Annotated in this window: 19 protein-coding genes and 1 pseudogene; 12 read left to right on the top strand and 8 right to left on the bottom strand. The window is 73.4% G+C overall.

Annotation, left to right across the window (positions count from 1 at the left end):
* Positions 1 to 90: 90 nt before the first annotated feature.
* The 4 genes from ABZ810_RS35135 (at position 91) to ABZ810_RS35120 (ending at position 3,437) form a co-directional block, all read left to right on the top strand.
* Complete coding sequence (locus ABZ810_RS35135) at positions 91 to 777, top strand: hypothetical protein (protein WP_358410640.1); 687 nt, start codon at positions 91 to 93, stop codon at positions 775 to 777.
* A 70-nt stretch (positions 778 to 847) separates the two neighbouring features.
* A complete protein-coding gene (locus ABZ810_RS35130) occupies positions 848 to 1,825 on the top strand; it encodes a DJ-1/PfpI family protein (protein WP_358410638.1) in 978 nt (325 codons plus the stop codon).
* A complete protein-coding gene (locus ABZ810_RS35125; RefSeq protein WP_358410636.1) occupies positions 1,822 to 2,424 on the top strand; it encodes a DJ-1/PfpI family protein in 603 nt (200 codons plus the stop codon). The genes ABZ810_RS35130 and ABZ810_RS35125 overlap by 4 nt, the downstream gene beginning before the upstream one ends.
* Before the next feature lie 68 nt (positions 2,425 to 2,492).
* Entirely contained in the window at positions 2,493 to 3,437 is a 945-nt protein-coding gene (locus ABZ810_RS35120; protein WP_358410634.1) for a threonine/serine dehydratase, read from the top strand.
* Between the two features lie 59 nt (positions 3,438 to 3,496).
* Here the strand turns inward: ABZ810_RS35120 and ABZ810_RS35115 are convergent, their stop codons facing one another.
* From ABZ810_RS35115 to ABZ810_RS35105, 3 genes and pseudogenes are all read right to left on the bottom strand, one after another.
* Positions 3,497 to 4,324: an SAM-dependent methyltransferase gene (locus ABZ810_RS35115; RefSeq protein ID WP_358410632.1), complete on the bottom strand. Its 828-nt coding sequence runs from the start codon at positions 4,322 to 4,324 to the stop codon at positions 3,497 to 3,499.
* A gap of 119 nt (positions 4,325 to 4,443) precedes the next feature.
* Positions 4,444 to 5,352, bottom strand: a pseudogene (locus tag ABZ810_RS35110) (RNA polymerase sigma factor); the annotation flags it as partial.
* A 189-nt stretch (positions 5,353 to 5,541) separates the two neighbouring features.
* Complete coding sequence (locus ABZ810_RS35105; protein WP_358410630.1) at positions 5,542 to 8,913, bottom strand: pyruvate carboxylase; 3,372 nt, start codon at positions 8,911 to 8,913, stop codon at positions 5,542 to 5,544.
* A gap of 262 nt (positions 8,914 to 9,175) precedes the next feature.
* Here ABZ810_RS35105 and ABZ810_RS35100 point away from each other — a divergent pair, with 262 nt between their 5' ends.
* The gene (locus tag ABZ810_RS35100; RefSeq protein ID WP_358410628.1) at positions 9,176 to 12,655 is read left to right on the top strand and encodes an AAA family ATPase; all 3,480 of its coding nucleotides are present in this window, start codon (positions 9,176 to 9,178) and stop codon (positions 12,653 to 12,655) included.
* Positions 12,656 to 12,718: 63 nt separating this feature from the next.
* Here the strand turns inward: ABZ810_RS35100 and ABZ810_RS35095 are convergent, their stop codons facing one another.
* Both ABZ810_RS35095 and ABZ810_RS35090 read right to left on the bottom strand, forming a co-directional pair.
* Entirely contained in the window at positions 12,719 to 13,447 is a 729-nt protein-coding gene (locus tag ABZ810_RS35095; RefSeq protein ID WP_358410626.1) for a hypothetical protein, read from the bottom strand.
* Complete coding sequence (locus tag ABZ810_RS35090) at positions 13,444 to 13,782, bottom strand: PadR family transcriptional regulator (RefSeq protein WP_358410624.1); 339 nt, start codon at positions 13,780 to 13,782, stop codon at positions 13,444 to 13,446. Before ABZ810_RS35090 ends, ABZ810_RS35095 begins: the two co-directional genes overlap by 4 nt.
* A gap of 475 nt (positions 13,783 to 14,257) precedes the next feature.
* Between ABZ810_RS35090 and ABZ810_RS35085 the strand changes: the two genes are divergently transcribed.
* Positions 14,258 to 16,054, top strand: coding sequence for a serine/threonine-protein kinase (locus ABZ810_RS35085; protein ID WP_358410622.1), 1,797 nt, complete (start codon positions 14,258 to 14,260; stop codon positions 16,052 to 16,054).
* Between the two features lie 143 nt (positions 16,055 to 16,197).
* On the opposite strand, the gene ABZ810_RS35080 is transcribed toward ABZ810_RS35085, so the two are convergent.
* A complete protein-coding gene (locus ABZ810_RS35080; protein ID WP_358410620.1) occupies positions 16,198 to 16,485 on the bottom strand; it encodes a DUF397 domain-containing protein in 288 nt (95 codons plus the stop codon).
* Positions 16,482 to 17,303, bottom strand: a complete 822-nt coding sequence (locus ABZ810_RS35075) for a helix-turn-helix transcriptional regulator (RefSeq protein WP_358410808.1) — start codon at positions 17,301 to 17,303, stop codon at positions 16,482 to 16,484. The genes ABZ810_RS35080 and ABZ810_RS35075 overlap by 4 nt, the downstream gene beginning before the upstream one ends.
* Before the next feature lie 403 nt (positions 17,304 to 17,706).
* Here ABZ810_RS35075 and ABZ810_RS35070 point away from each other — a divergent pair, with 403 nt between their 5' ends.
* The 6 genes from ABZ810_RS35070 to ABZ810_RS35045 all read left to right on the top strand — a co-directional run bounded on the left by ABZ810_RS35070 (position 17,707) and on the right by ABZ810_RS35045 (position 24,104).
* Entirely contained in the window at positions 17,707 to 18,213 is a 507-nt protein-coding gene (locus ABZ810_RS35070) for an ATP-binding protein (protein WP_358410618.1), read from the top strand.
* A 78-nt stretch (positions 18,214 to 18,291) separates the two neighbouring features.
* Positions 18,292 to 18,690: an STAS domain-containing protein gene (locus tag ABZ810_RS35065; RefSeq protein WP_358410616.1), complete on the top strand. Its 399-nt coding sequence runs from the start codon at positions 18,292 to 18,294 to the stop codon at positions 18,688 to 18,690.
* A 186-nt stretch (positions 18,691 to 18,876) separates the two neighbouring features.
* Positions 18,877 to 20,133: a pitrilysin family protein gene (locus ABZ810_RS35060; protein WP_358410614.1), complete on the top strand. Its 1,257-nt coding sequence runs from the start codon at positions 18,877 to 18,879 to the stop codon at positions 20,131 to 20,133.
* A complete protein-coding gene (locus ABZ810_RS35055) occupies positions 20,130 to 21,497 on the top strand; it encodes a pitrilysin family protein (RefSeq protein WP_358410612.1) in 1,368 nt (455 codons plus the stop codon). The genes ABZ810_RS35060 and ABZ810_RS35055 overlap by 4 nt, the downstream gene beginning before the upstream one ends.
* Before the next feature lie 106 nt (positions 21,498 to 21,603).
* Positions 21,604 to 23,169 carry a sporulation protein gene (locus ABZ810_RS35050; protein ID WP_358410610.1) on the top strand — a complete coding sequence of 522 codons (1,566 nt, stop codon included), beginning with the start codon at positions 21,604 to 21,606 and terminating at the stop codon, positions 23,167 to 23,169.
* Positions 23,170 to 23,234: 65 nt separating this feature from the next.
* Positions 23,235 to 24,104 (top strand): hypothetical protein, encoded by an 870-nt coding sequence (locus tag ABZ810_RS35045; RefSeq protein WP_358410608.1) that lies wholly within the window; start codon positions 23,235 to 23,237, stop codon positions 24,102 to 24,104.
* A gap of 24 nt (positions 24,105 to 24,128) precedes the next feature.
* On the opposite strand, the gene ABZ810_RS35040 is transcribed toward ABZ810_RS35045, so the two are convergent.
* A complete protein-coding gene (locus ABZ810_RS35040; protein WP_358410606.1) occupies positions 24,129 to 24,995 on the bottom strand; it encodes a hypothetical protein in 867 nt (288 codons plus the stop codon).
* Positions 24,996 to 25,242: the final 247 nt, after the last annotated feature.

Below are 25,242 nucleotides of genomic sequence, written 5' to 3'. Positions count from 1 at the left end.
TACGGGGGAAGCCCCACGGCCGCCGCGCCGGAAGTCTGTGAGGCGCGGGCGCGCCGCCAGGGCCGCCCGTCTCTCACGAGGAGGCTCACAGTGGCTCTCAGGCGACGGACGGCGTTCGCGGGCATGGCGGTGGCGATCACGGCGACCGCGCTGGGCGCGGGCGGCGCGGCGGCGCAGGCCCAGCCCGGCGGAACGACGGCGGCGACGGCGACGGCGACGGCGCAGGGCGGGGTCAAGGAGGCGCACGTCACGGGTGACGCCTGGGTGACGTTCCCGGGCGACACCGAGTACCCGTACCGCCGGTTCATCGTGGACGCGCACGGCAACCCCTGGAAGATCGAGAACAACAAGATCGTTTTCGGGGCGGCGCGCGGCACGATCAGGTTCAACCACTACGCGCCGGACGCGCCGGGGCAGCCGCCCAAGGACCACTGGGGCTCGATCAAGGTCGACTACGTGATGGCCACCGGCCCGGTCGCGGTGGTCTCCGGCATCCGCCAGGACGACGTCCCGGCGAACGCTCGCCGCGGAACGCTGACCTTCTACCAGTCGCCGCGCGGCCACAAGTACGACCGGATGGGCTTCTCCTGGGGCGTCGTCGAGTGGCGGTGCCAGCACATGGGCGCCGGGCCCGCCCCGTTCAGCCCGGTCAGCCGCGGCCCGTACGGCAGGCCGATCACCGGCTACACGGTCAAGGACGCCCCGCTGCCCGTGCCGCAGGGCGAGTTCGATCAGCCCGACGACCCGGCGGACTGCTCGTTCAAGGACCCCGCGTAAAAAACGCGTGGCGCGAACTGTGGGGTACGTGTCGTTGACGCCATGACCAGGCGGAAGGCAGCCTGGAGGCATGACCCGCCGCATCGTGTTCGTGATCTACGAGGGGTTCCACCCGCTGGACCTCGTCGGGCCGCACGACATCTTCCAGCACGCGCACCGGCTCACCGGCGGCTACGACCTCCAGGTGGCGGCGCCCGCCGCCGGGCCGGTGCGCGGGCAGAGCGGCCTGCCGGTGTACGCCTCGCACGGCGTCGGCGATCTCGACCCGGACGGCATCGACACGCTGGTGGTGACCGGCGGGCTCGGGGTGGACGAGATCCGCGGCGACCGGGACCTCGTCGGCTGGGTCGCCGCCGCCGGGGCCGGCTGCCGGCGCCTGACGTCGGTGTGCAGCGGGACCCTCCTGCTCGCGGCGGCCGGGCTGCTGTCCGGCCACCGCGTCACCAGCCACTGGAGCCGCGAACGCCAGCTCCTGGACGAGCACCCCGAGCTGGTCGTCGACTGCGACCCGATCTTCATCCGGGACGGGCGGGTGTGGACCTCGGCGGGGGTGACGGCCGGGATGGACCTCGCCCTGGCCCTGGTCGAGCAGGACCACGGCCGGGACATCGCGCACGCGGTGGCCCAGGAGATGGTGATGTTCCTGCGCCGTCCCGGCAGCCAGTCGCAGTTCAGCGTGCCGCTCTGGTCGGCGCAGCCGGCCACCGACCCGGTGCGGGCCGCGGTCGCCTCGATCAACACCGACCCCGGCGCCCGGCACGGCATCGGCGACCTCGCCGAACGTGCCGGGCTGAGCCCGCGGCACCTGCAACGGCGTTTCACCGCCGAGCTCGGCGTGCCGCCCGCCGCCTACGTCGAGCGGGTCCGCGTCGAGGCGGCTCGGCGGGCCCTCGCCGAGGGCGACGAGCCGGTCGAGGCGATGGCCCGGCGGCTCGGCTTCGGCACCGGCGAGACCCTGCGGCGGGTGTTCCAGCGCAGGCTCGGTGTGGCGCCGTCCGACTACCGCGCCCGCTTCCGTTCGATGGGATCCCTGGAGGAGTACCGATGACGACCTACGGGCTGCTGGTCTTCGAGGCCGCCGAGGAACTGGACTTCGTCGGGCCGTGGGAGATCTTCACGGCCTCCGCGATGATCCGCGGCGAGGGCGACACCGCGTTCCTCGTCGCGGAGGGCCTGGAGCCCGTCCGCTGCGCGAAGGGCCTGCGCGTGCTGCCCGACCACACGCTGGACGACCACCCGCCGCTGGACGTGCTGCTCGTTCCGGGCGGGCGGGGAGCGCGCGAGGACCAGGTGTCCAACCCGGCGGTGACCGGATGGATCGCCGAGACCGCCGAGCGGGCGCGGTGGGTGACGGGCGTGTGCACCGGGGCGTTCCTGCTGCGCGCGGCAGGCCCGGCGCGCGGCAGGCGGGTGGCCACGCACTGGGCCTACGAGGACGAGCTCGAAGGCCAGGGCGATGTCACCGTGGTGCGCGACGCCCGTTACGTGGTGGACGGCCCGCTGGTCACCAGCCAGGGCGTCTCGGCCGGGATCGACATGGCGTTGTGGCTGGTCGGGCGGCTGCACGGCCGCGAGCACGCACGCGCCGTGCGCAAGTACGTCCAGTACGAGCCGGCCCCGCCCTACCTGGCGGACGAGCCGATCTGACCAACCCGGCGGCACGACCGCATACGGTGGTGTCGCGATCACCCCGACGGCTGAGAGGCGCGACCTGCATGATCACACGTTCCGAGGTCGAGGGGGCGGCGGCGCGGATCGGCGACCGCGTCCGGCGTACCCCCGTCATGCGGCACGGCTCGGCGAACGGACCGGAGGTGTGGCTGAAGCTGGAGCAGACCCAGCACACCGGCTCGTTCAAGGCGCGCGGCGCGTTCAACCGCATCCTGTCCGCCGCCGCGGACGGGCGGCTGCCCGAGAGCGGAGTGATCGCGGCCTCGGGCGGCAACGCGGGGCTGGCCTTCGCCTTCGCGGCCCGCGAGCTGGGCGTGCCCGCCGAGGTGTACGTGCCGATGACCTCGCCCATGGTCAAGGTCGACCGGCTGCGCGACCTCGGCGCGGACGTCGTGCAGATCGGCGACCGTTACGCCGAGGCCTACGACGCGGCCACCAAGCGCGCGGCCGACACCGGCGCGCTGTTCTGCCACCCCTACGACCAGCCCGAGGTGTGCGCGGGCCAGGGCACGCTGGGCCTCGAGCTCCTGGAGCAGACGGGCGGGGACGTCGACACGATCCTCATCGCCGTCGGCGGCGGCGGCTTGATGGCGGGGGTGGCGGCGGCCGTCGAGGGCCGCGCGCGGGTCGTCGGCGTCGAGCCCGAGACCGCGCCCACGCTGCACCGGGCGCTGGCCGCCGGACGTCCGGTGGACGTCGAGGTGTCCGGCGTCGCCATGGACTCGCTCGGCGCCCCCCGGATCGGTGAGATCGCCTTCGCGGTGGCGACGCGCACCGGCGTGCCGTCCGTGCTGGTGCCCGACGCGGCGATCGTCGCGGCGCGGCAGCGGTTGTGGGACGAGCACCGGCTGGTCGTCGAGCACGGCACCGCCGCCGCCTACGCCGCGCTGCTCACCGGCGCCTACGAGCCGGCCGCGGGCGAACGTGCCGCGGTGGTCCTGTGCGGCGCCAACACCGACCCGGGCGACCTCGTCCCGACCACCCGCTGAGCCCCCGCCCGAGCCCCGCCGAGACCCGCCGAAACGCGCTGAGCCCGCAGCGACCGCGGTCAGGCCCGGTAGGTGGCGGTGACGAAGCCGCTGCGCGTCCCGGCGGGGACGGGCCTGCCGTACGACTCGGCGAGCGCGCCGAGGTCGTGCTGCTCGGTGTGCCAGTCGTGGCGTTCCAGCCAGCCGGTCGTGTCGTCGCCGAGGCCGCCCTTCCACAGCTCGGCGGCCCGCGCGAGCGCCGGCAGCTCGCGGGCCCTCTCGCGCAGCCGGTCGACGCCGTCGCCGCGCTCGGACGAGACGCGGCTGCCGGGTGCCGACAGCGCGCCGATCGTGGTGAGCAGCGCCGCGGCCTCGTTCGCGGTGAGGTAGATGAGCAGGCCCTCCAGCAGCCAGACCGTGGGCCTGGACGTCGTGAACCCCGACTCGAAGAGGCCGCGCGGCCAGTCCTCCCGCAGGTCGGCGGGGCACGCTGAGCGCGCGCAGGCCGGCGTGGCGGCCACGCTGGCCAGCACCCTGTCCTTGAACGCCAGCACCTCGGGCAGGTCGACCTCGAACACCCGGACGCCGTCCGGCCAGCGCAGCCGGTAGGCGCGCGTGTCCAGCCCGGCCGCCAGCAGGACGACCTGCCTGCGTTCACCGCCGGCGCACGAGCCCAGCAGGTAGTCGTCGTAGAAGCGGGTGCGGATCACGGCCTGGAACGCCATCAGCGCCGGCAGGGATCCGGGCGACGGCGGAGGCTGGGGCGGCGACTCGGGAACCGCCTCGACGAACGCCTGCGCGTACGGGTCGGCGAAGAGCCGGTCGGGCCGTACGTGCTCGGCCGCCCTCATGCGCGCGACGCCGAGCGCCGTGCGGGCGACGCCGTCCAGGGGTTTCGATGAGCTCATCCAAGATCTCCATCCCGCGCCCGCCGACAGCGTAGCCCGAAGATCGAGTCATCGACCGCACCTGAATTTCAATTCGAAAGGGCGCCCGGCGGCGCCGTCGCGGCGGGCGCCGGGCGCCGTCAGGAGAGCAGGTCGACCAGCACTTTCGTCCGCGAGGGGTGGCGGAGCTTGTGCATGCCCTTGGACTCGATCTGGCGGATGCGCTCGCGCGTCACGCCGTAGACCTTGCCGACCTCGTCGAGGGTCTTGGGCTCGCCGCCGTTCAACCCGAACCGCATCGAGATGACGCCCGCCTCCCGTTCGGTCAGGGTCTCCAGCACCGCGTCCAGTTGCGTGCGCAGGATCGAGGTGGCGATGGCGTCGGCCGGGCCGGGCGCGTCGTCCTCGATGAGGTCGCCGAGCTCGCCGTCGCCGTCGCCGCCGAACGGCGTGTGCAGCGAGATCGGCTCGCGGCCGTACTTCAGCACCTGCTCGACCTTGTCGGGGGTCAGCTCGACCGCGACGGCGATCTCCTCGAAGCTGGGCTCGCGGCCCAGGTCCTGGAGCATCTGGCGCTGCGCGCGGGTCACCCGGTTGAGCACCTCGACGACGTGCGCCGGGATGCGGATGGTGCGGCTCTGGTCGGCGAGCGCGCGGCCGACCGCCTGCTTGATCCACCACGTGGCGTACGTGGAGAACTTGAGCCCGCGGTGGTGGTCGAACTTGTCCACGGCGCGCATCATGCCGATGGTGCCCTCCTGGATCAGGTCCAGCAGGGGCAGCCCGCCGCCCGAGTAGCGCTTGGCGATCGACACGACGAGCCGCAGGTTGGCCTCGACCATGTGGTCCTTGGCCAGGTGGCCGTCGGCGACCGCGCGCTCCAGGGCGACCCGCTCCGCCGGGTCCAGGACGCCGCCCTCGGCGCCGAGGCGTTCGCCGGCGAGCCGGCCCGCCTCGATGCGCCCGCCCAGTTCGACTTCCTGCTCGGCGGTCAGCAGCGGGGTCCGCCCGATCTGCTTCAGGTAGTCCTTCACCGGGTCTCCCGAGGAAGGCATGGTCGCGTTGCGGGCAGTGCGAATGGCCGGAGCGGTTGCGCTCAAGGGCGTTTCCTTCCACTGGGCGAACGGTTCTTTCGAACGCCCGGTGCGGGACGGGCATTCCCGCACCAGGCGCCCAACTTCCGCCGGTTGGTGCCGCAGCCTAGGCGGCCTCACCTCCAGGTAAGGAAGACCAGGCCCTCAGGTGATCACGATCAGGAGGTCACCGGCCTGGACCGGGGTGACCTCCGGGACGGCCAGCCGCCCGACCGTCCCCGCGACGGGCGCGGTGATCGCGGCCTCCATCTTCATCGCCTCGATGGTGGCGACCACGGCGCCGGCCGCCACCTCGTCGCCCCTGGCGACCCGCAACGTCACCGAGCCGTCGAACGGCGCCGCGACGTGGCCGGGCTCGTTCGGGTCGGCGCGCTCGACCGGCGGGGCGTCGGAGGCGACCGACTTGTCGCGCACCGAGAGCGTGCGGAGCTGGCCGTTCACCGTGCAGATGACCTGCCGAACGCCCGCCTCGTCGATCTCGCCGACCGCCTCCAGCACGGCCAGCACGCGCACGCCGGGTTCGAGGTCGAACGAGATCTCCTGGCCGGTGCGCAGCCCGTAGAGGAACGCGCCGGTCGGCAGCAACGACAGGTCGCCGTACGCGGCGCGGGCCTCGCGGTACTCCTTCGCCGGGCCGGGGAAGAGCAGCTGGTCGAGGGTTTCGCGGACCTCCGGGCCCGCCAGCGCCTTCTGCTCGGCGGCGGTCAGCTCGCCGCGGGCCGGCGTGAACTGGCGGCCGGCGAGCGCCGCGCCGCGGAACGGCTCCGGCCAGCCGCCGGGCGGGTCGCCGAGCTCGCCGTTCAGGAACCCGATCACGCTGTCGGGGATGTCGTAGCGCTCGGGGTTGGCGGCGAAGTCGCCGGGGTCGGCCCCCGCCGCGACCAGGTGCAGGGCGAGGTCGCCGACGACCTTGCTGGACGGGGTGACCTTGACCAGCCGCCCGAGGATGCGGTCGGCCGCCGCGTACAGCCGTTCGATCTCCTCGAACCGGTCGCCGAGCCCGAGCGCCACCGCCTGCTGGCGCAGGTTGGACAGCTGCCCGCCGGGGATCTCGTGCTCGTAGACGCGGCCGGTCGGCGACGGCAGGCCCATCTCGAACGGCGCGTAGACCTTGCGGACGGCCTCCCAGTACGGCTCCATCGCGGTCAGCGCGCCGAGGTCGATGCCGGTGGCGCGCTCGGTGAAGTCGGTGTGCGCCACGATCGCCTGGAGCGGCGGCTGGCTGGTGGTGCCCGACAGCGGCGCGGCGGCGCCGTCGACCGCGTCCACCCCGGCCTCGACCGCGGCGAGGTAGGTGGCGAGCTGCCCGCCGGCGGTGTCGTGGGTGTGCAGGTGGACGGGCAGGTCGAAGCGTTCGCGCAGGGCGGTCACCAGGGTGCGGGCGGCGGGGGCGCGCAGCAGGCCCGCCATGTCCTTGATGCAGAGCACGTGCACGCCCGCCTCGACGAGCTGCTCGGCCAGGCGCAGGTAGTAGTCGAGCGTGTAGAGCGGCTCCGCCGGGTCCGACAGGTCGCCGGTGTAGCAGAGCGTGCCCTCGACCACGGCGTGCGTCTGGAGGACGGCGTCGATGGCCGGGCGCATGCGCTCGATGTCGTTGAGCGCGTCGAACACCCGGAAGATGTCGACGCCCGTCTTGGCGGCCTCGGTGACGAACGCGCGCGCGACCGAGTCGGGGTAGGGCGTGTAGCCGACGGTGTTGGCGCCGCGCAGCAACATCTGGATGCACAGGTTGGGCGCCGCCTCGCGGATCTGGGCCAGCCGCTCCCACGGCGACTCGCCCAGGAAGCGCAGCGCGACGTCGTAGGTGGCGCCGCCCCACGCTTCGAGCGAGAGCAGCTGCGGCGTCATGCGCGCGAGGTGCGGCGCCGCGTTGAGCAGGTCGAACGTCCGGACGCGGGTGGCCAGCAGCGACTGGTGCGCGTCGCGGAACGTGGTGTCGGTGACGGCCAGCGCCTTCTGCGCGCGCAGGGCCTGGGCGAACGCCTGCGGCCCGAGGGCGAGCAGGCGGTCGCGCGAACCCTCGGCGAGCGGCGCGCCGAGGTCGGTCGCGGGCAGCTTGGTCGCCGGGTCGAGGTCGGTCGGCGCCTCGCCGTGCGGCTTGTTGACCGTGACGTCGGCGAGGTAGCGGACGAGCCGGGTCGCGCGGTCGCCGCTCGACCGCGCGGTCAGCAGCTCGGGGTGGTCGGCGATGTAGGACGTGGTGACGCCGCCGGCGATGAAGTCCGGCTCGTCCAGCAGCGCCTGGAGGAAGGGGATGTTGGAGGAGACGCCGCGGATGCGGAACTCGGCGACGGCCCGGCGGGCCCTGCGCACGGCGTCCTCGAACGTCCGGCCGCGGCAGGTCAGCTTCACCAGCAGCGAGTCGAAGTGCGGCGTGACCACCGCGCCCGCGTGCGTGGTGCCGGTGTCGAGCCGCACCCCGGCGCCGCCGGGCGAACGGTAGGCGGAGATCTTGCCGGTGTCGGGCCGGAAGCCGTTGGCGGGGTCCTCGGTGGTGATGCGGCACTGCACGGCGAACCCGGAGACCGTCACGTCCTCCTGCGCGATGCCGAGGTCGGCGAGGCTCTCGCCGCCCCCGATGCGCAGCTGGCTCTGCACGAGGTCGATGCCGGTGACCTCCTCGGTCACCGTGTGCTCGACCTGGATGCGCGGGTTCATCTCGATGAAGACGTGCCGGCCGGCGTCGTCGAGGAGGAACTCCACGGTGCCCGCGTTGACGTAGCCGATCTCGCGGGCGAACGCCACCGCGTCCGCGCACAGCCGTTCGGCGATCTCGGGGGCGAGCCGCGGCGCCGGCGCGATCTCGACCACCTTCTGGTGGCGGCGCTGCACCGAGCAGTCGCGTTCGCGCAGGTGAACGGTGTGACCGTCGGCGTCGGCGAGCACCTGGACCTCGATGTGCCGGGGCCGGTCGACCGCCTGCTCCAGGAACACGGTCGGGTCGCCGAACGCGCTCTCGGCCTCGCGCCGCGCGGTGTCGACGGCCGCCTCGAGGTCCTCGCGCCGGTCGACGCGGCGCAGCCCGCGCCCGCCGCCGCCCGCCGCGGCCTTGACGAAGAGCGGGAAGCCGACCTCGTCGGCCGCCACGAGCTCGGCGCCCTCCTCGGGCGTCGCCGAGCGCAGCACGGGCAGCCCGGCCCGCCGCGCCGCCGCGACCGCCTCGATCTTGTTGCCCGCCAGCGCGAGCGCCGCCGAGGGCGGGCCGACGAACGTCAGGCCGTTGCGCTCGCACGCCTCGGCCAGCTCGGGGCTCTCCGACAGGAAGCCGTAGCCGGGGTAGATCGCGTCGGCGCCGACCCGCAGCGCGGTCTCGACGATGCCGTCCACGTCGAGGTAGGCGCGCACCGGATGGCCGTGCTCGCCGATCTCGTACGCCTCGTCGGCCTTCTGCCGGTGCAGCGAGAACCTGTCCTCGTACGCGTACACCGCCACGCTGGCGATGCCGAGCTCGTAGGCGGCCCGGAAGGCACGGACGGCGATCTCGCCACGGTTGGCGACGAGCAGCTTGCTGATCACGGCATCTTCTCCCAGACGGACGGCGGGGCCATGGGCATCCGACTACGACCTACCCAGTTGATCGGTGCCACCCCGCATTCGCACTCCACGGATCTGTGAACAAACCACAAGATCTCGCTGACCGGAAAATCCGCATTTCGTTCCCGGTGCCGACCGGTGCGCTTTCGTGAACCGTCCCCCTGACTCTCGGCAAGCCCTAGGCTTTTGCACCGGTTCGTACGACGGGGTCGGTTCGTACGACGGGGTCAGCGCGGAGGATCGAGTGGGGCTGCCGGAACATCTCGAACTGCTGGTGAGCAACGAACCGGTGCTCGACGTCTACACGCACGGGCCGTGGCGGGTGCCCGACGGGCTCTTCGACGAGATCCGCGGCCGGGTCGACGCGTTCGTCAAGGACCCGCGCTGTGCGGGCCTCACCACCGACCGGCACGGCATGCTGGCCGCCCCCACGCCGCTGGTCACCGCCGACCTGCTGCTCACCATCGACTTCCTGTGCGGGGCGGGCGCGATCGTCGGCGGCTCGCACTCGGCGCTCGACCGCGAGCTGTTCGGGCCCTACCACGACCCGCCCACCTCGCCGCCGCGCCAGCCGTCCCAGTGGGGCGCGTCGGCCGGCTCGTTCCGGCCGGTCGACTGGCTGCGCGAGGCGCCCCGGCGGGACGTCGCGCTCGACCTCACCCGCGAGTCGCTCGACCTGCTGGAGGGCCTCGAACCGCTCGAACGGCGCCGGCAGGCGCTGATCAAGCTCTTCGACGACCCGCCGGCCCTGCTCGACCTCCGGGCCCCGACGGTCGAGCAGCACACGATCTGGCAGGACCACGCGAGCGAGGAGATCCTCGCCGTGCTGCCCGAGCTGACCGGCCCCATCGGCTACCTGGAGTGGGTGTGCGCGGGGCTGCTGCCCGTCCACGAACGGCTCCGCGAGGTCGCGCCGCACGACGAACCCGACCTCGACCTGCTCGTGCACCTGATCCTCCAGGCGGACGTGGCGCAGGTCCCGGCCGAGCTCGCGGTGGTGCTGGGCGAGGACCGGTACGGCGCGCTGCTGGAACGTTTCGAGGCGGTCCGCGGCGGCTTCCAGGCGTCCGAGTGGTTCCAGCGGGCCAGGGCGTGGCTCGGCCGCTGCCTCGGCGCCGGGGAGGCGGACGCCTGCCGGGCCTGGCTCGACATGTCGGTGCGGTTCACCGCCGTCGTGCAGGGACTGCCCGACGTGGCCGAGCTGCCGAGCCCGGTGTGGGTGCCGGTCAACCAGTTCCAGCTGGACGTGCGCCGCCTCTACACCCCGCGCCGGACCGTGGCCAACCCGCTCGCGGCCTCGCTCGCCGCCGCGCCGCCGCGGACCGCCAAGGCCAGGCGCGAGGCGGAGGTCGGCACCGGCCTGGTCGGCCAGCCCGAGGTCGTCGCCGCCCTCCGGCAGATCGTCGAGAACGAGGACGAGCCGGTGCGGCTGCTGCTGGCGGGCCCCGACGGCACCGGCAAGCGCGACGCCGCGCAGGAGATCGCGCGGCTGCTGCACGAGCGCGGCATCACCGGCCCGCCGGTGTGGCTGGCCGACGACTTCTTCGCGGGCAAGACCGTCGCGAGCGCCACCAACGGCCTCTACATCGACGCCCGCGACTGCGACGGCTCGAACCTGCTGGTGATCGACGGGCTGGACGACCTGTCCCGCGACCCCCGCAGCGGCGAGGCGATCCTGGAGGAGCTGCACCGCGTCCTGGACGTGTTCGACGGGCTGCACGTGGTGGCGCTCTGCGAGACCGGCGGCGACCAGCGGATCCGCGAGGTCAACCCGGCCCTGTCGCTGCGGTTCAGGAAGGCGCGCACGCACGCGTTCACCGCCGAGGGCTACGCGGAGTTGTTCAGCCGCGCCCTGCACCAGCGCGGCGCCCGCGCCCACAAGCGCGCCCTCACCGCCGCCGGGCAGCTGCTCAGCGAGACCCCGCCCGTCCGCAACCTGCGGAACGCGCGGCTCGCGCACCTGCTGGCCGACGTCGTGGTGGACGCGGTGCGGGCGCGGACCGAGCCGGGCGCCGAGCTGGTCGTCAAGCGCGCCGACGTGCCGGCCTCCTTCGACGCCGCCGGGTCGCCGGGCGACGCGCACGCCGAGCTGGCGGCGCTGACCGGGCTCGGCCCGGTCAAGCACGAGATCGAGCTGCTCGTCGCCACCGCGCGAGCCGCCCAGATGCGGCGCGACTCGGGCCTGCCGGTGACGGCGCCGGCCCGGCACATGGTGTTCACCGGCAACCCGGGCACCGGCAAGACGGTCGTGGCCCGGATCCTCGCCCGCATCTACAAGGACCTGGGCGTGCTCTCGTCCGGCCACCTGGTGGAGGCGTCCCGGGCCGAGCTGATCGGCGAGTACCTCGGCGAGACGGCGGTCAAGACCCGGGCCGTGGTGCAGCGCGCGGTCGGCGGCGTGCTCTTCATCGACGAGGCCTACTCGCTCACCCAGTCCGACTACGACGGCGACTACGGGCCCGAGGCGATCGCCGCGCTGGTGAAGATGATGGAGGACCACCGCGACGACCTGGTCGTCATCGTCGCGGGCTACGAACGCGAGATGCAGCGCTTCATCGCGTCCGACCCGGGGCTGGCCTCGCGGTTCCCGTCCACGGTCCGGTTCCCCGACTTCACCGACGACGAGCTCGTCGAGATCTTCGCCGGGTTCGCCGGCGAGGCGGGCCTGGCGCTGGGCGAGGGGGCGCACCAGCGCATCACCGACCTGCTGCGCCGCACCGCGCGCGGCCGCGCGTTCGGCAACGCCCGCCTGATGCGCAACCTGTGCGAGCGCGCCACCGCCCTCCAGTCCCGCCGCGTCGTCGCGCTGAAGAAGGCGACGCCGGAGCAGCTGGCCGAGCTGCTCGCCGAGGACTTCCCCGCGTCGCTCACCGGTGCCAGCCGGGCCGTCCCGTCCGCCGACCCGATCGCCGAGCTCGACACGCTCATCGGCCTCACCGAGGTCAAGGAGGAGGTCCGCAAGCTGGTCGCGGAGGTGCGCAGCGCCGAACTGCGCCGCGCCGCCGGGGCTCCGGTCACCCTGCCCACCCGGCACATGGTCTTCACCGGCAACCCCGGCACGGCCAAGACCACGGTGGCCCGCCTGATCGCCCGCGTCTACGCGCGGCTCGGGCTGCTGTCGTCGGGTCACCTGGTCGAGGTCGGCCGCAACGACCTCGTCGGCGCGTACGTGGGGCAGACCGCACCCAAGGTGCAGGCCGCCGTCGAGCAGGCGGTGGGCGGCGTGCTGTTCATCGACGAGGCCTACGCGCTCACCGGCGACGACGACCCGTACGGCCGCGAGGCGGTCGCCACGCTGGTGAAGATGATGGAGGACCACCGCGGCGACCTGCTGGTCATCGCGGCCGGCTACGAACGCGAGATGTCCGCCTTCCTCGCCGCCAACTCCGGGCTGGAGTCGCGCTTCGCCAGGAAGCTGGCGTTCCCCGACTACACCGACGCCGAGCTGGTCGCGATCTTCGCGCATCTCTGCGCCGCCGAAGGGATCACGCCCGCGCCCGGCACCACCGAGGCGCTGCGCGCCCTGCTGGCCCGCGCCGAGCGCGGCCCCTCGTTCGGCAACGGGCGCCTGATGCGCAACCTCCTCGACGCCGCGATGGCCAACCAGGCGACCCGGATCACCACCGCCGAGGACCCCGCCGAGGCCGACATCCTGGTGCTCCTGCCCGCGGACCTGCCGTCCACCACCGGACCCGAGGCGGAACGTTTCGGCCTCTACCTCTGACGCGCACCTCTGACGAACGGGCGCCCGTCCCCGGCTCGCGCCGCCCGCACCCGCGCCGCCTCGCTAGCGGCGCCGGCGCAGGCCGGGGAGGACCAGGGCCAGGCCGCCGAGCACCGCCCCGACCAGGAACCCGATCGCCGTCCCGTCGTCGTCCGCGATGACGATCCAGCCGGCGATGAGCGCTGCGATGGCGAGCACGTAGACCACGATGAACGCGTAGAAGCGCCTGCTGTAGAAGAACCTGCGGCCGGGCGCCTCCGGAGCGGCGTCGAGCTCGCCCGCCGGGCCGAGGCTGGCCGACCTGGGGCGCTTGAAGTACATCCACACCGTCCAGGCGAGGGCGAGCTCCCATCCCTCGGGCGCGAGCCGTTCGGCCACGGCCTTGCGGCGGAACCCGGGCGCCATCTCGCGGTGGTACTCCCAGCGCTGCGGGCGTGCGAGGTCGCGGCTGAGGGTGAACCCCGACTTCATGTCGAAGCCCTCCAGCTCCCATCCCTGGTCGCCGAAACGGTTGAGCAGTACGACCTCGTGGAACGCGTCGGTATGGAACCGCCAGGTCTCGGCATCGGGACCGGGCTCGCCCGGCTCACCCGGCACGCCGGTCGCGCCGGTCGCGCCGCCCCGGCCTGCGGTGAGCCGCGCCGCGAAGTCGGCGGCCGGCCCGAACTCCTCGTCCGGATCGGTCCCCGACTCCTCGGCGTAGGCCGTGAGGTCGGCGACGGTCCCCTCGATCTCGGCCGCGGAGACGCCGCGTTCCCGCAGGTGCCGGGCCAGGTCGTCGAAGTAGCTCATGCGGGCTCACCACGGTCGAGAACGGAACGGACGGACTCGTCGAACGAACGCCACAACCTGCTCTGCTCGGCCAGCGTCGCGTGCCCCTCGGCGGTCAGGCGGTAGTAGCGCCGCCCCGGGCCGCGCTCGGCGACCCGGAACTCGGCGGCGACCAGCCCGGCCTCCTCCAGCCGGTTGAGCACGGGGTAGAGCGTGCCGCCCTTGATCTGGCCGAGCCCGGAGGCGGCCAGCGTCTTGGCGATCTCGTACCCGTAGTTCTCGCCCTCGGTGAGGGTGGCGAGAACGAGGAGGTCCAGCACGCCCTTGAGCCAGCTGGCGCGGCGGTCGGTAGCCATGGACTGATGGTAGCAATGCAACCTAGATCGCGCCGCTTTCCGCAGGATTGGCCCGATCAAGCCCGGGAACTGGGAATAGTCCAGAGGATCTTGCGGTTGCAACGATTCAGAAGAAGATCACTCCGGGAGGACGCCATGAGAAGCAGCATTCCCCGGCCACGCAGGGTCGACGACAGGACCCACGTGCGGTCCACCTCACTCCGCGCCCTCGCCGTCGCCGCACGCCTGGAACGTCATCACGCCCCGGAGGGACCACCGGGCGATGACCAGGGCCGGGCCGCGCCGCGACGTCGCACGCCGGACCCGGCCTGAGACAACGGTTTTCGAGAGCCCCCGCGGGTTTCCGCGGGGGCTCTCGCCCGTTCCACAGCGACTCTCCCGGGGGCCCTGGCGATCTTCGTCTTGCGGAGCAAATACCATCGGGAGGCAAATACTGTGGCAACGTAGGCGAAGAGAGCGACGGGAAGAGAGCGGTGTGACGGACCGGACGATGCCCGACGCCCACCCTCTGCGGTCGGGCGATCCGGAACGGCTGGGGACGTACGACATCCTCGGCCGGCTCGGTGAGGGCGGCCAGGGGGCGGTCTTCCTCGGGCGCGGGAGCGGCGAATACGTAGCGATCAAGCTGCTGCACGCGGGGCTGACGGGCGACGAGGCGGCACGGGCGCGCTTCGTGCGCGAGCTGGAGGTCGCCAAGCGGGTGGCCCGGTTCTGCACGGCCCAGGTGCTCGACGCGGACGTGGCCGGCGACCAGCCCTACATCGTGAGCGAGTACGTCGCGGGCCTGTCCCTGCACCGGCTCGTGGAGGCCGAGGGACCGCGCTCCGGCGGCGCGCTGGAGCGGCTGGCGATCAGCACGCTCACCGCGATGATCGCCATCCACCAGGCCGGCATCGTGCACCGCGACTTCAAGCCGCACAACGTCATGATCGGCACCGACGGCCCGCGCGTGATCGACTTCGGGGTGGCCCGGGCGCTCGGCGCCGCGGGCGAGACCCAGAACGTCGGCACCCCCGCCTACATGGCGCCCGAGCACTTCACCGGCGGCCAGGTCGGGCCCGCGGCGGACATGTTCGCCTGGGGCACGACGATGGCGTTCGCCGCCACCGGGCGGCCCGCGTTCGGCAACGACGAGATGGCCGCGGTGATGCACCGCATCCTGACCGGCGAGCCCGACCTGGGCGCCCTGCAGAGCCCGCTGCGCGACATCGTGCTGGCCTGCCTGGCCAAGGAGCCGGAGCGGCGCCCGAGCGCGCGCCAGGCCCAGGAGGGCCTGGTCGGCGCGGCGAGCGGCGGCGGCTACCCGGTGCCGCTGATGCTCACCGACCCGCGGGCCGGCCTGCCCGCCGAGCCCGGCTCCGCGGAGCCGGGGCGCACCGAACGCGGCCACACCGCCCCGCAGCCGCCCCCGTACCAAGACCTGATCATGCCGGTGCCGCTCGGCCAGGCGCCGGGGGCGAGCCCACCCCCGGGCGGGGCCGTTCCGCCGCCTGACGGCCCCACACCGCCGCCCGGCGGGCCGCCGCCCGGCGGGCCCCCGTCTCCGTTCCCCCCGGGCGGGCAGCCGCCCAGGCGACGCCGCGCCGGCCGCAGGCTGGTGCCGCTGGCCGCCGCCGCGGCCGTGTTCGCCGTACTGGCGGGCGGCTCGGTCTGGGCCGCGACCCGTTCGGGCGACGACGGCGGCGGCAACGGCCGCGGCGTGGCCGCGAACGATCCGACGCGGCCCGCCGGCCAGGAGGGCCAGGCCGGCAACCCCGCGGGGCAGGGCGGCACGCCGTCCAAGAACCCCAAGAAGACCCCGGGCAAGCCGGGCCGGCCCGCCGACGGGCGGGGCAACGACAACGGCCAGAACGATCCTGCCCAGTCCGGCGGAGGCACGCCGACCAAGCCGTCCGGAGGCGGCGGCGGGGGCGGCGGCACCGGAGGCGGCGGATCGACGCCCGAGCCGGCCAACAAGTACACGCCCCAGCAGGCCTGCAACGGCGGCGGGCACGGCGGTGGCTTCACCGTCCAGCGTTCCCTGGCGGTGTCCGGCGGCACGGCCTACCTGCTCTACGGCAACGGCCTCAACTGCGCCGTGACGATGAAGACCAAGAACGTCGGCAAGGCGTCGCCGGTGTCGGTCTGGCTCCAGCGCCAGAGCGACGGCAAGAAGAGCGTGGAGAGCGGGTCGTACTCCTGGTACGCGGGGCCGGTCTTCATCTCGGCACCGAAGATCTGCGTCCGCTTCGGCGGCAACGGGGTCAGCTCCACCTACGCCAACTGCGGCTGAACGAGCGAGGCGGGCCGGTCGGGAGAGGGAGACCGGCGCGCCGCCGCTCAGGTTCGGGGCCCGGACAGAACGGGGACGGCCGGGCCGGAGCGTCAGTGACAAGGCGTCAGTTGTGGAGGGACGGGTGAGTCGCTGTTGCGCGGTCAGTTGCTGCTGGGAGCGATCAGATCGTCGAAGTCGCCGTCCTTGGCACCGAGGATGAGGGCCTCGATCTCGGGACGGGTGTAGATGAGGGCGGGGCCCTCCGGATGCCGGGAATTGCGCATCGCGACCTGCCCGTCGGGCAGTTCGGCGATCTCGACGCAGTTCCCCTGGGAGTTGCTTCGCCGGGACTTCAGCCAGCGGGCTCCGCGGAGTCTGGTCGCGGGCATCCCGTTGTCGTAGTTGTCCGGTCCGGCCCTGTCATGGCCGTTGTCGGTCTTGAGCATCATGTCTCTCTGAGAAGATCACCGAGAAGTTCGACGGTGCGCTCCGGAGTGGCGCTGTCGACGCACAGGCGCTCCATGGCCTGAAGATAGGTGTCGACGTCGTCGCGCTTGTCCAGGTACATCGCACCGGTGAGGTTCTCGACGTAGACCACGTCCGGCAGATCCTGCTCGGGAAAGCGCAGGATCGTGAATGCCCCGCCCTCGGCGGCGTGGCCGCCGAACCGGAAGGGCATGACCTGGATGGTGACGTTGGGCAGCTTGCTCATGGTGATGAGGTGCTCGAACTGGCCCCGCATCACCTCGGGACCTCCGATCGGACGCTTGAGCGCCCCCTCGTCCAGCACCGCCCACAGCCGGGGAGCATGGGGGCCGGTGAGCCGTTCCTGCCGTTGCAGGCGCAGCTCCACGCGCTGGTCGATCTCGTGTTCGGTGGCGCCGGCGTTGCCCAGGCGGATGACCGCGCGGGCATACCCCTCCGACTGCAGCAGTCCGGGGACGAACTGCAGCTCATAGGTCCGGATCAGCGTGGCCGCCTCTTCCAGACCGACGTAGGTCTGGAACCAGTGAGGGAGCACATCGTTGTAGCGGTGCCACCAACCCGGGGTATTCGCCTCGCGCGCGAGCTGGAGAAGCGCCTCGCGTTCGGCCTTGTCGGTGACTCCGTACAACGTGAGCAGGTCGTCCACGTCGCGTTCTTTGAAGCTGACCCGGCCCAGCTCAAGGCGGCTGATCTTGGACTCCGACGCCCGGATGACGTAGCCGGCCTCCTGACGGCTCACGTTCCTCGCCTCACGCAGACGGCGAAGCTGTGAGCCGAGCAGGATCCGACGTACCGTCGACCCGGTTCCCGGCGTCTCTGGAGTCACGCCCAACCTCCCGGCCTGAAAATGGCGGTCAGCGACCTTTCCCGGCGAAGCCGGGAAATCTAACACAGTGTGCCACTGGCATCCTCGCTCTGCCGCTACCTCCGATCATGTGGCGTCATCCGCCGGTGAAAGCCCATGCCGTCGGGGGATCGAGCAGATTCCCGAGCGGATGCACGTGCATTGGGCCTTGCATTCGCACGCTACGATGCGCAGGATAACGCACGAGACTTCCGAGCCACGGCTGCACAACGAGATCACTCTGCGGGGTCCCGGGAAAATGACGTCACGCCAGGCGCACGACGACACGCGCTGGGGGCTGAGCCCCGTCGTGGGGCCGGCCGGATCACAGGACCATGTCGTGCACTCGACACCCATACCCGAATCCGCCGACCTGCCCGAACGTCTCGAAGTGGCCGTCCGCGCCCTGGTCGAGGCCGCCGGCTGCGTCGTCTCCTTCACCGTGCTCCCCGAGCCGGAATCGGTCACCGAGGCCCGCCACTTCGCCCTCTCCCGGCTCACCGCCTGGGACTTGCCGACGCTCAGCGACGACGTCGGCCTGGTGGTCTCCGAACTCGTCACCAACGCGCTGCGGCACAGCGGCCACACCGGCGAGCGCTACGGCCGCCTCTCCGACCCGCTGCGCTCCGCCCCCTCGGCCATACGGCTGCGCCTGATGCACAAGGGCCCGTGGCTGCTCTGCGGGATCATGGACGCCAGCACGTCCGCCCCGCGGCGCAAAGAGCCCGACTACATCGCCGAGACCGGCCGCGGCCTGCACCTGGTGGAGTCGTTCTGCACCCGCTGGGGATGGCGGGGCCTGCCCGGGGGCAAAGTCGTATGGGCCCTGTTCAGGGCCCCTTCGTGACGGAACGTGGATAACCGGCGTTCCGTTGGGTATAGGGCCCTCGCCCCATTGAGCTGCGACAGGAGCCAGGAGAACCGGGTGGAATTCGCCGTCGAGCATCGGGTCGAACGAGGCCTCACCGTCGTCAAGATCAGCGGCGAGATCGATGTCTTCACCAGCCCACGACTGCGCGAGATGTTGCTCGACATCATCGAGAACGGCGGTCTCCATCTGGTGGTCGACCTCGGTGACGTCACCTTCCTCGACTCCACCGGCCTCGGTGTGCTGGTCGGGATCTTCCATCGGCTGCGCGCCCGCGACGGCTCGATGACCTTCATGGGCGTCAACGACAGGGTGCGCCGCGTCTTCCACGTCACCCAGCTGACGAAGATCTTCGTGCTGCACCGCACGCTGGACGACGCCATCGCCGCGCACGAGGCCTCACGGTCCGCCGGCGGCGACTCCAGCGACCGGGGCGCCCGACCCGCCACCTCCTGACCGGTGGCCTGACCGGCGCGCCGGCCGGAGAGCCGCCGGCGGACGACCTCACGGCCGCCGAACGGCACGGAGCGCGCTCGGCGGGGCCGGACACCCGGTACGGTGAGAGCAGAGATCAAGCCCGCCGCCAGGGCCCCGTCACGAGGTCGCGTGCGGAGCTGAACACCGACCGGACGGGAGCGCTCCGTGGCAGAACAGCCGCTGCATGAGCACACGCTCGGCAATGGCCTGCGCGTGGTGGTCTGCGAAGACCACGTCGTACCACTGGCCGCCGTGAACATCTGGTACGGCGTGGGGTCGCGGCACGAGCGAGCCGGCCGCACCGGCCTCGCGCACCTCTTCGAGCACCTGATGTTCCAGGGTTCGGGCAACGTCGCCGAAGGCGAGCACGCCGCCCTGCTGGAGAGCGCGGGCGCCACGTTCAACGCCAGTACGTCGTTCGAGCGCACCAACTACTACGAGACCGTGCCCGTCAGCCACCTGGAGCTGGCGTTGTGGCTGGAGGCCGACCGGATGGGCACGCTGCCCGCCGCGCTCACCCAGGCCAACCTCGACAACCAGCGCGACGTGGTCAAGAACGAGCGCCGCCAGCGTTACGACAACCAGCCCTACGGCACGGCGTTCGAGCGCCTGTGCCGGCTGACGTTCCCCGCGGGCCACCCGTACGCGCACACCCCGATCGGGTCCATGGAGGACCTCGACGCGACCACGCTCGAGGACTGCACCGACTTCTTCGCCACCTGGTACGCCCCCGGCAACGCGGTGTTGTCGATCGTGGGCGACGTCGACGCCGAGGAGACCCTCGCCGCGGTCGAGCGCTACTTCGGCGGCCTGCCGAGCGGCCCCGAGGTGCCGTCCGCGCGTCCCGGCGACCTCGGCCCGCTGGACGCGATCACGGTCGAGGAGGTCGACGAGGAGGTCCCCTCCCCCGCCTACTTCGCGATGTTCCCGCTGCCCTCCGACGGCGGCGGCGACATCGAGGCCGCCGAGCTGGCCGTGGAGATCCTCGGCGGCGGCTCGGGGTCGCGGCTCTACGACCGGATGGTGCGCCGCGAGCAGATCGCCACCGAGGTCTGGGCCGGCGTGACCCGGCTGGCCGGCGGTCCCTCGCTGGCGATCGTGGACGCGGTCGGCCCGGACACCGCCAAGATCGCCGAGGTCCTGGACGAGGAGCTCGCCCGGTTCGCGGCCGACGGCCCCGACGCCGACGAGACCGCGCGGGCCACCGCGCAGGCCGAACGCGGCTTCTTCGAGCAGACCGAGACCGTCACCGGCCTGGCCAACGCGCTGTCGGCCAACGCCACGCAGTTCGGCGACCCGGCCCGCGTCTTCACCGCGCCCAAGCGCGCCGCGGCCGTCACCGCCGACGACATCACCGAGATGGCGGGCCGCTGGATGGCGCCCGGCGCCCGGACCGTCCTCACCTACGGAGGTGCCAAGTGAGCCAGCCGAGCGGCCTCACCCTGCAACCCCGCCCGGTGCCCGGGCCGGTCCCGGCGTGGTCGTTCCCGGTCGGGGCCGAGGGGCGGGTGCCCGGTGGGCCCGGCACGCTCCGCGTCGACCTGCCCGGCCGCCGCCTCGCCGCCGTCCGCCTCGTGCTGGACGCCGGCGCCAGCCGCGAGCCCGGCGGCAAGGACGGCGTCGCCACGCTGGCCGCCCGCGCGCTGCTGGAGGGCACCGAGCCGGGCGGCGGCACCGCGCTGACCGCCGCGTTCGAACGGCTCGGGGCCAGCCTGTACGCCTCGGCCGACCTGACCGCGCTGCGCATCGCGCTGGACGTGCCGGTCACCCGGCTCGGCGCGGCGCTGGAGCTCTTCGCGGAGGTCATCCGGCGCCCGGCGCTGGCCGACTCCGACGTGGCGCGGCTGGTCAACGAGCGGCTGGAGGAGATCGCGCAGGAGGACGCCGACCCGGGCAGCCGGGCCGCGCGCGAGCTGCGGGCCGTGATGTTCCCGGCGGAGGCGCGCAGCTCGCGGCCGACCGGCGGCACCAAGGAGTCGATCGCCGCGGTCACCGGCGCCGACGTGCGCGCGTTCTTCTCGTCCGCGGTGCCCGCCGAGGCGACCGCCGTCGTCGCCGGCGACCTGTCCGGCACCGACGCCGACGTGGCCCTCGGCGGCGCGCTGGACGGCTGGACCGCCGCCGGCGACTCGCTCCAGGACCCCGACACGATCGAGCCCACCACCGGGCCGCGCATCGTCGTCGTCGACCGTCCCGGCTCGGTGCAGTCGTACCTCAGCATCGCGCACGGCGTGCCCAACCGCTCGCACCCCGACTGGGCCGACCTGATGGTCGCCTCGCACGTGCTGGGCGGCGGCCTGACCTCGCGGCTCAACGCCGTGCTGCGCGAGGAGAAGGGCTACACCTACGGCGTGCGCGCCGGGCTGCTGCGCATGCGCCACTGCGGCCTGTTCATCACGCAGGGCGCGGTGCACACCGAGGTGACGGCCGACGCGGTGGCCGACGCGCTCACCGAGCTGCGCGGCGTCGTCTCGCGCGGGATCAGCGACGAGGAGTGCGGTTCGTCCGTGCGCGCCCTGGCCGACCGGGCGCCGGCCGAGTACGAGACGGCCCGCGCGGTCGCCGCCGAGCTCGCCGACGCCGCCGCGGGCGGGCTGGGCCCCGGCTACCCGGGCCGCTACCTCGCGGCGGTGCGCGCCGCGACGCCCGAGAGCGTCGCGCGGGCCTACTCGACGCACATCGATCCGGAGCGGCTGACGGTCATCGTGGTCGGTGACGCGGAGCAGATCCGGGAGCCGCTGGAGGCCCTCGGTTACGCCTCCGTATCCGTCACCGCCAAAGACTGATGCTTTGGGCGTAATGTTCCGCTAGTCGGTGTGAACGATGGCATCGTGAGTTCCGTCTGACTGTTGCGGGGACTGTCCCCGCGCGCTCGTGAGAGGGGAACGTCCAGTGTCCTACGGGCAGCAGATGCCAGGCGGTGGCGCGCCCACGGTCGACGCGATCCTCTCGGCGCCGCACGCCCGGCCGGGCGGCGCGGTCGCCGGGAAGGTCCACCTGCGAGGCGGCTCGTCCGCGGTGGACATCCGGCACGTGACGATCGCCCTGATGCCGCGGATGGACAACGGGTACGGCGGCCAGAACGCCGGCCCCGAGATCTACCGCGGCGCGCTCACCCGGTCGTTCCGGCTGGAGGCGGGCGCGCAGCGCGACCTGGCGTTCTCGATCCCGCTCCCCTACGAGCTCCCGTTCACCACCGTGCTCGGCCGCGAGCTGCCCGGCTTCACCATCGGGCTGTGCACCGAGGTCGACACCGTCGGCGTGCCCGACCCGGGCGACGTCGACCCGATCTCGGTCGAGCCGCTGGAGTCGCAGCAGTGGGTGCTGGCCGCCATCGCCCAGCTCGGCTTCAAGATCCGGAACGTCTCGTTCGAGCAGAGCAAGCTGCGCGGGGTGTCCCAGCAGCTGCCCTTCTACCAGGAGATCCAGCTCGCGCCGCCGCAGCAGTACCGCGACCGTGTCGGCGAGGTCGGGCTGAGCTTCGTGGCCGCGCCCGGCAGCATGGCCTTCGTCCTGGAGGCCGACCGCCGCCACGGCGGCGGCTCCGCCGACGAGACGTTCGGCCGCTTCAAGTGCTCGCACAAGGAGGCGGCCGAGACCGACTGGCCCGCCCAGATCGGCAAGTGGCTCGACAAGGCCGCCGCGCAGTCGCGCGGGCCCGTGCGGAGCCCCGGCTACGGCGGGGCGCCCCAGCACCACGGGACGCCGCCGCACGGCGCCCCGCTGCCGCCCCCGCCGGGCCCGGCGCCCGGCGCGTTCCCGCCGCCCGCCCCGGGCGCGGCCCCGGGCGCTCCCGGCGTCCCGGCCCCGGCCGCCGCCAACTACGGTGTCCCGCCCGCGCAGCCGGGCGGCCGTCCCGGTCACCCGGGCCAGCCGGGCCAGCCGGGCCAGCACGGCCAGCCGGGCCAGTTCCCGCCGCCCGCGCCCGCCCCCGGCCAGATGCCGGGTCAGATGCCCGGCCAGCCTCCGGGCCACATGCCAGGCCACCACGCGCCGCCGCCCGGCGGCCACGGCCCGGCCCCCGTTCCCGGGCAGATGCCCGGCCCCGCGCCCGTCCCCGGCCCCGTCGCACCGCCTTACGCGGCCCCCGCAGGGCCCCCTCCGCCCGCGCACGTCCACCACGGGCAGCCCGCGCACTACCCGCCCGGCTACCGCCATGGCCACCACGGCCACCACCCGGGCTGGGGCGCCGCCGCGGCCGTCGGCGGCGTGGCCGCGGCCGGTGTCGCGGCCGCGGGCGTCGGCTACGCCGCGTCCCAGTACCCCGGCCAGTGGGTCGACCAGGCGGCGGCCAACGTCGCCGGCAACGTCGGCGGCTGGGCCGTCGACCAGGGCGCGCAGTTCGCGGTGGACCAGGGCGCGCAGCTCGCCGGCGACGTGGCCGGAGAGGTCGCGGGCGAGGCTGCGGGGATCGTCGGTGAGGTGCTCGGCGGTCTCCTCGGCGGTCTCTTCGGCTGACATACCCGAAAGGACGGCCGCGGCTGGTTAGGGTCGAAGAGAGTGTTCGCCCCCCGAGGAGCCACATGACCACCGTGATCCTGGTCCTGCTGTGCCTGGCGATCGCCGGCCGGGAACTCTACCTCGCCTCCGACAAGAGGCTGCCACGTGCCCAGGCCGAGCTGCGCGACCTGCGGGTCCAGGTGGCCGAGCTCAGCAAGCAGCTCGGCGCCCTCCAGACCAAGGTCAGCGAACCCGCCGGCATCCCGATCCCCCAGCCGCCCGCCGAGGGCACGCCCGCCGAGACCCTCGACCGGGTGGCGGCGCTCGCCGACCGGGTCGAGCAGGCCGAACGCGAGCTCGGCCACATCGGCAAGCAGCTGGAGGGCCTTGACCTCGACCGCGAGGCCCAGCACGCGCTGGCGCGTTCCCTCGACTCGGTCGAGCACGTCGTCGGCGAGCTGCACGACGAGATGCTCGGCCGGCTCGCCCGCGAGGAGGGCGTCGTGCCGGGCCTCGTGCTGAGCGAGGAGGGCGAGGCCGAGCCGCTGCTGTCGGCCACCTACGAGCGCTGCGCGGCCGAGTACGGCCTGCAGATCCGCGTGCGCGACCAGCGGCCGGCGGCCGGCGGCGGCTACTGGGGCACGGCCTACCACCTCTCCGGCCGCCAGGGCGACGCGCTCTCGGAGGAGCTGTTCGCCTTCGCGCGCGGCCTCTACGACCCGCAGGACCCGTCGGCGTTGTGCGGGCTGCTGACCGAGCTCGCACACCTGCGCGGCGGCGGCGTCGCCCGCATCGGCACGTTCACCGCCGTACGGACACCGCACGCGCTGCTCTGCGGGCTCGTCCCCGACGGCGAGCGTGCCGAGCCGTGGGAGCTCGCCGCCCAGCTGCGCGAGCTCCCCGACGAACAGCAGTGCGACCTCACCTGGCTCCGCACCGACGACCAGCCCTAGGGCGATCGACTTCGAGACACGCCCCTAAGGCCGGACGAACCGGGGCGTGTCACCACGGTCGACGCGGAAGGCCAGCAGGCAGCGCGGCGTGCGCACGACGTCGATCTGCAGGCACAACCCCAGGCCCAGGTGCGGGTCGATGAACACCACGCGCTGCAACGCGCGCAGCGCCCGGCGGGTCCGCGCCCGCGTCTCGGTCCGTGACGGGTCGTACAGCGTCGACACCACGATCTGGCCCGCGTACCGCCACAGGGCCGCCGAGTCGAGCACCCGCACCCGTGCGCCGGCGAGGTCCGCGACGATCACGACACCGGTGTCGTCGCCCTCCACCGGCCGCGTCTGCGGCTGCTCACGCGGCGCGAGCGGCCCGCCGACGGCGCGGTGGTAGCGCAGCGGGTCGAGCGTGTCGATGACGAACGCCCCGGCGTACGGCCACGACGCCCGCGGCTTGCCGGGCGGTTCGGGGCGCCCGTTCCGGTGCGCGCTGAGGTCGAGCACCATGCCGGCCTCGTCCAGCCAGACCGGCAGGCCGAGCTTGGCCGCCCCGCCCTCGGCGAGGGTGTCCATCGTCCGCCACAGGTCGTCCGCGCGCCGCGTGAGCATCGCTGCCAGCCCCAGCCCGGGGAACGCGCCCTCCAGCACCGCCAGCGTGGCCTGCCAGATCGCACTGTCCACGAACCCCGACACGAACCGGTCGACGAGCGCCTTACGCTCGGCCGGATCCGCCATCGACACCTCGGACCCCGACGACGGAGCCCACTGCGGCCGCTCCTTGGCCACCGGCCCCCGCGCCAGCGCCCCAGGCGGCGGCCCCTCCCCCGCGGAAGGCGGATCCACCCGCGTCTCGCCCCCGGGCCGCGCGTCCCGGTAGAGCTCGTCAGCGGCATGCACCGGCTCATACCGCGCCGGCGCCTCGATATCAGGCCGAGTCTCTGAAGCCGAACCCACCGGCCCCACAGCCCGGTAACCTCCCGAGCCACCCTCCTCCCCACCAGATTGCGTCTCCGGCGCGTACGGCGGCCGCGCCGTGGGTGACACGTCCGAAGCGGGCGGGGGCACCGAGCTGTACGGCTGCGACGTGCTCGGCCCTTCCCCGCCTGCGTGCGGCTCCTGGCCAGGCACCGCCCCCGACACATAC

This window comes from Spirillospora sp. NPDC047279 (genome assembly GCF_040643285.1).
In the GTDB taxonomy this organism is placed as follows: domain Bacteria; phylum Actinomycetota; class Actinomycetes; order Streptosporangiales; family Streptosporangiaceae; genus Spirillospora.
The sequence above is the reverse complement of the archived record's forward strand: the minus strand, read 5'-3'. Positions and strand labels throughout refer to the sequence as shown.

Bases quoted from the DNA above. Each gene is read 5' to 3' on its own strand.
- ABZ810_RS35130 (WP_358410638.1), top strand. From the start codon at position 848: ATGACCCGCCGCATCGTGTTCGTGATCTACGAGGGGTTCCACCCGCTG.
- ABZ810_RS35125 (WP_358410636.1), top strand. From the start codon at position 1,822: ATGACGACCTACGGGCTGCTGGTCTTCGAGGCCGCCGAGGAACTGGAC.
- ABZ810_RS35120 (WP_358410634.1), top strand. From the start codon at position 2,493: ATGATCACACGTTCCGAGGTCGAGGGGGCGGCGGCGCGGATCGGCGAC.
- ABZ810_RS35115 (WP_358410632.1), bottom strand. From the start codon at position 4,324: ATGAGCTCATCGAAACCCCTGGACGGCGTCGCCCGCACGGCGCTCGGC.
- ABZ810_RS35095 (WP_358410626.1), bottom strand. From the start codon at position 13,447: ATGAGCTACTTCGACGACCTGGCCCGGCACCTGCGGGAACGCGGCGTC.
- ABZ810_RS35090 (WP_358410624.1), bottom strand. From the start codon at position 13,782: ATGGCTACCGACCGCCGCGCCAGCTGGCTCAAGGGCGTGCTGGACCTC.
- ABZ810_RS35080 (WP_358410620.1), bottom strand. From the start codon at position 16,485: ATGATGCTCAAGACCGACAACGGCCATGACAGGGCCGGACCGGACAAC.
- ABZ810_RS35045 (WP_358410608.1), top strand. From the start codon at position 23,235: ATGACCACCGTGATCCTGGTCCTGCTGTGCCTGGCGATCGCCGGCCGG.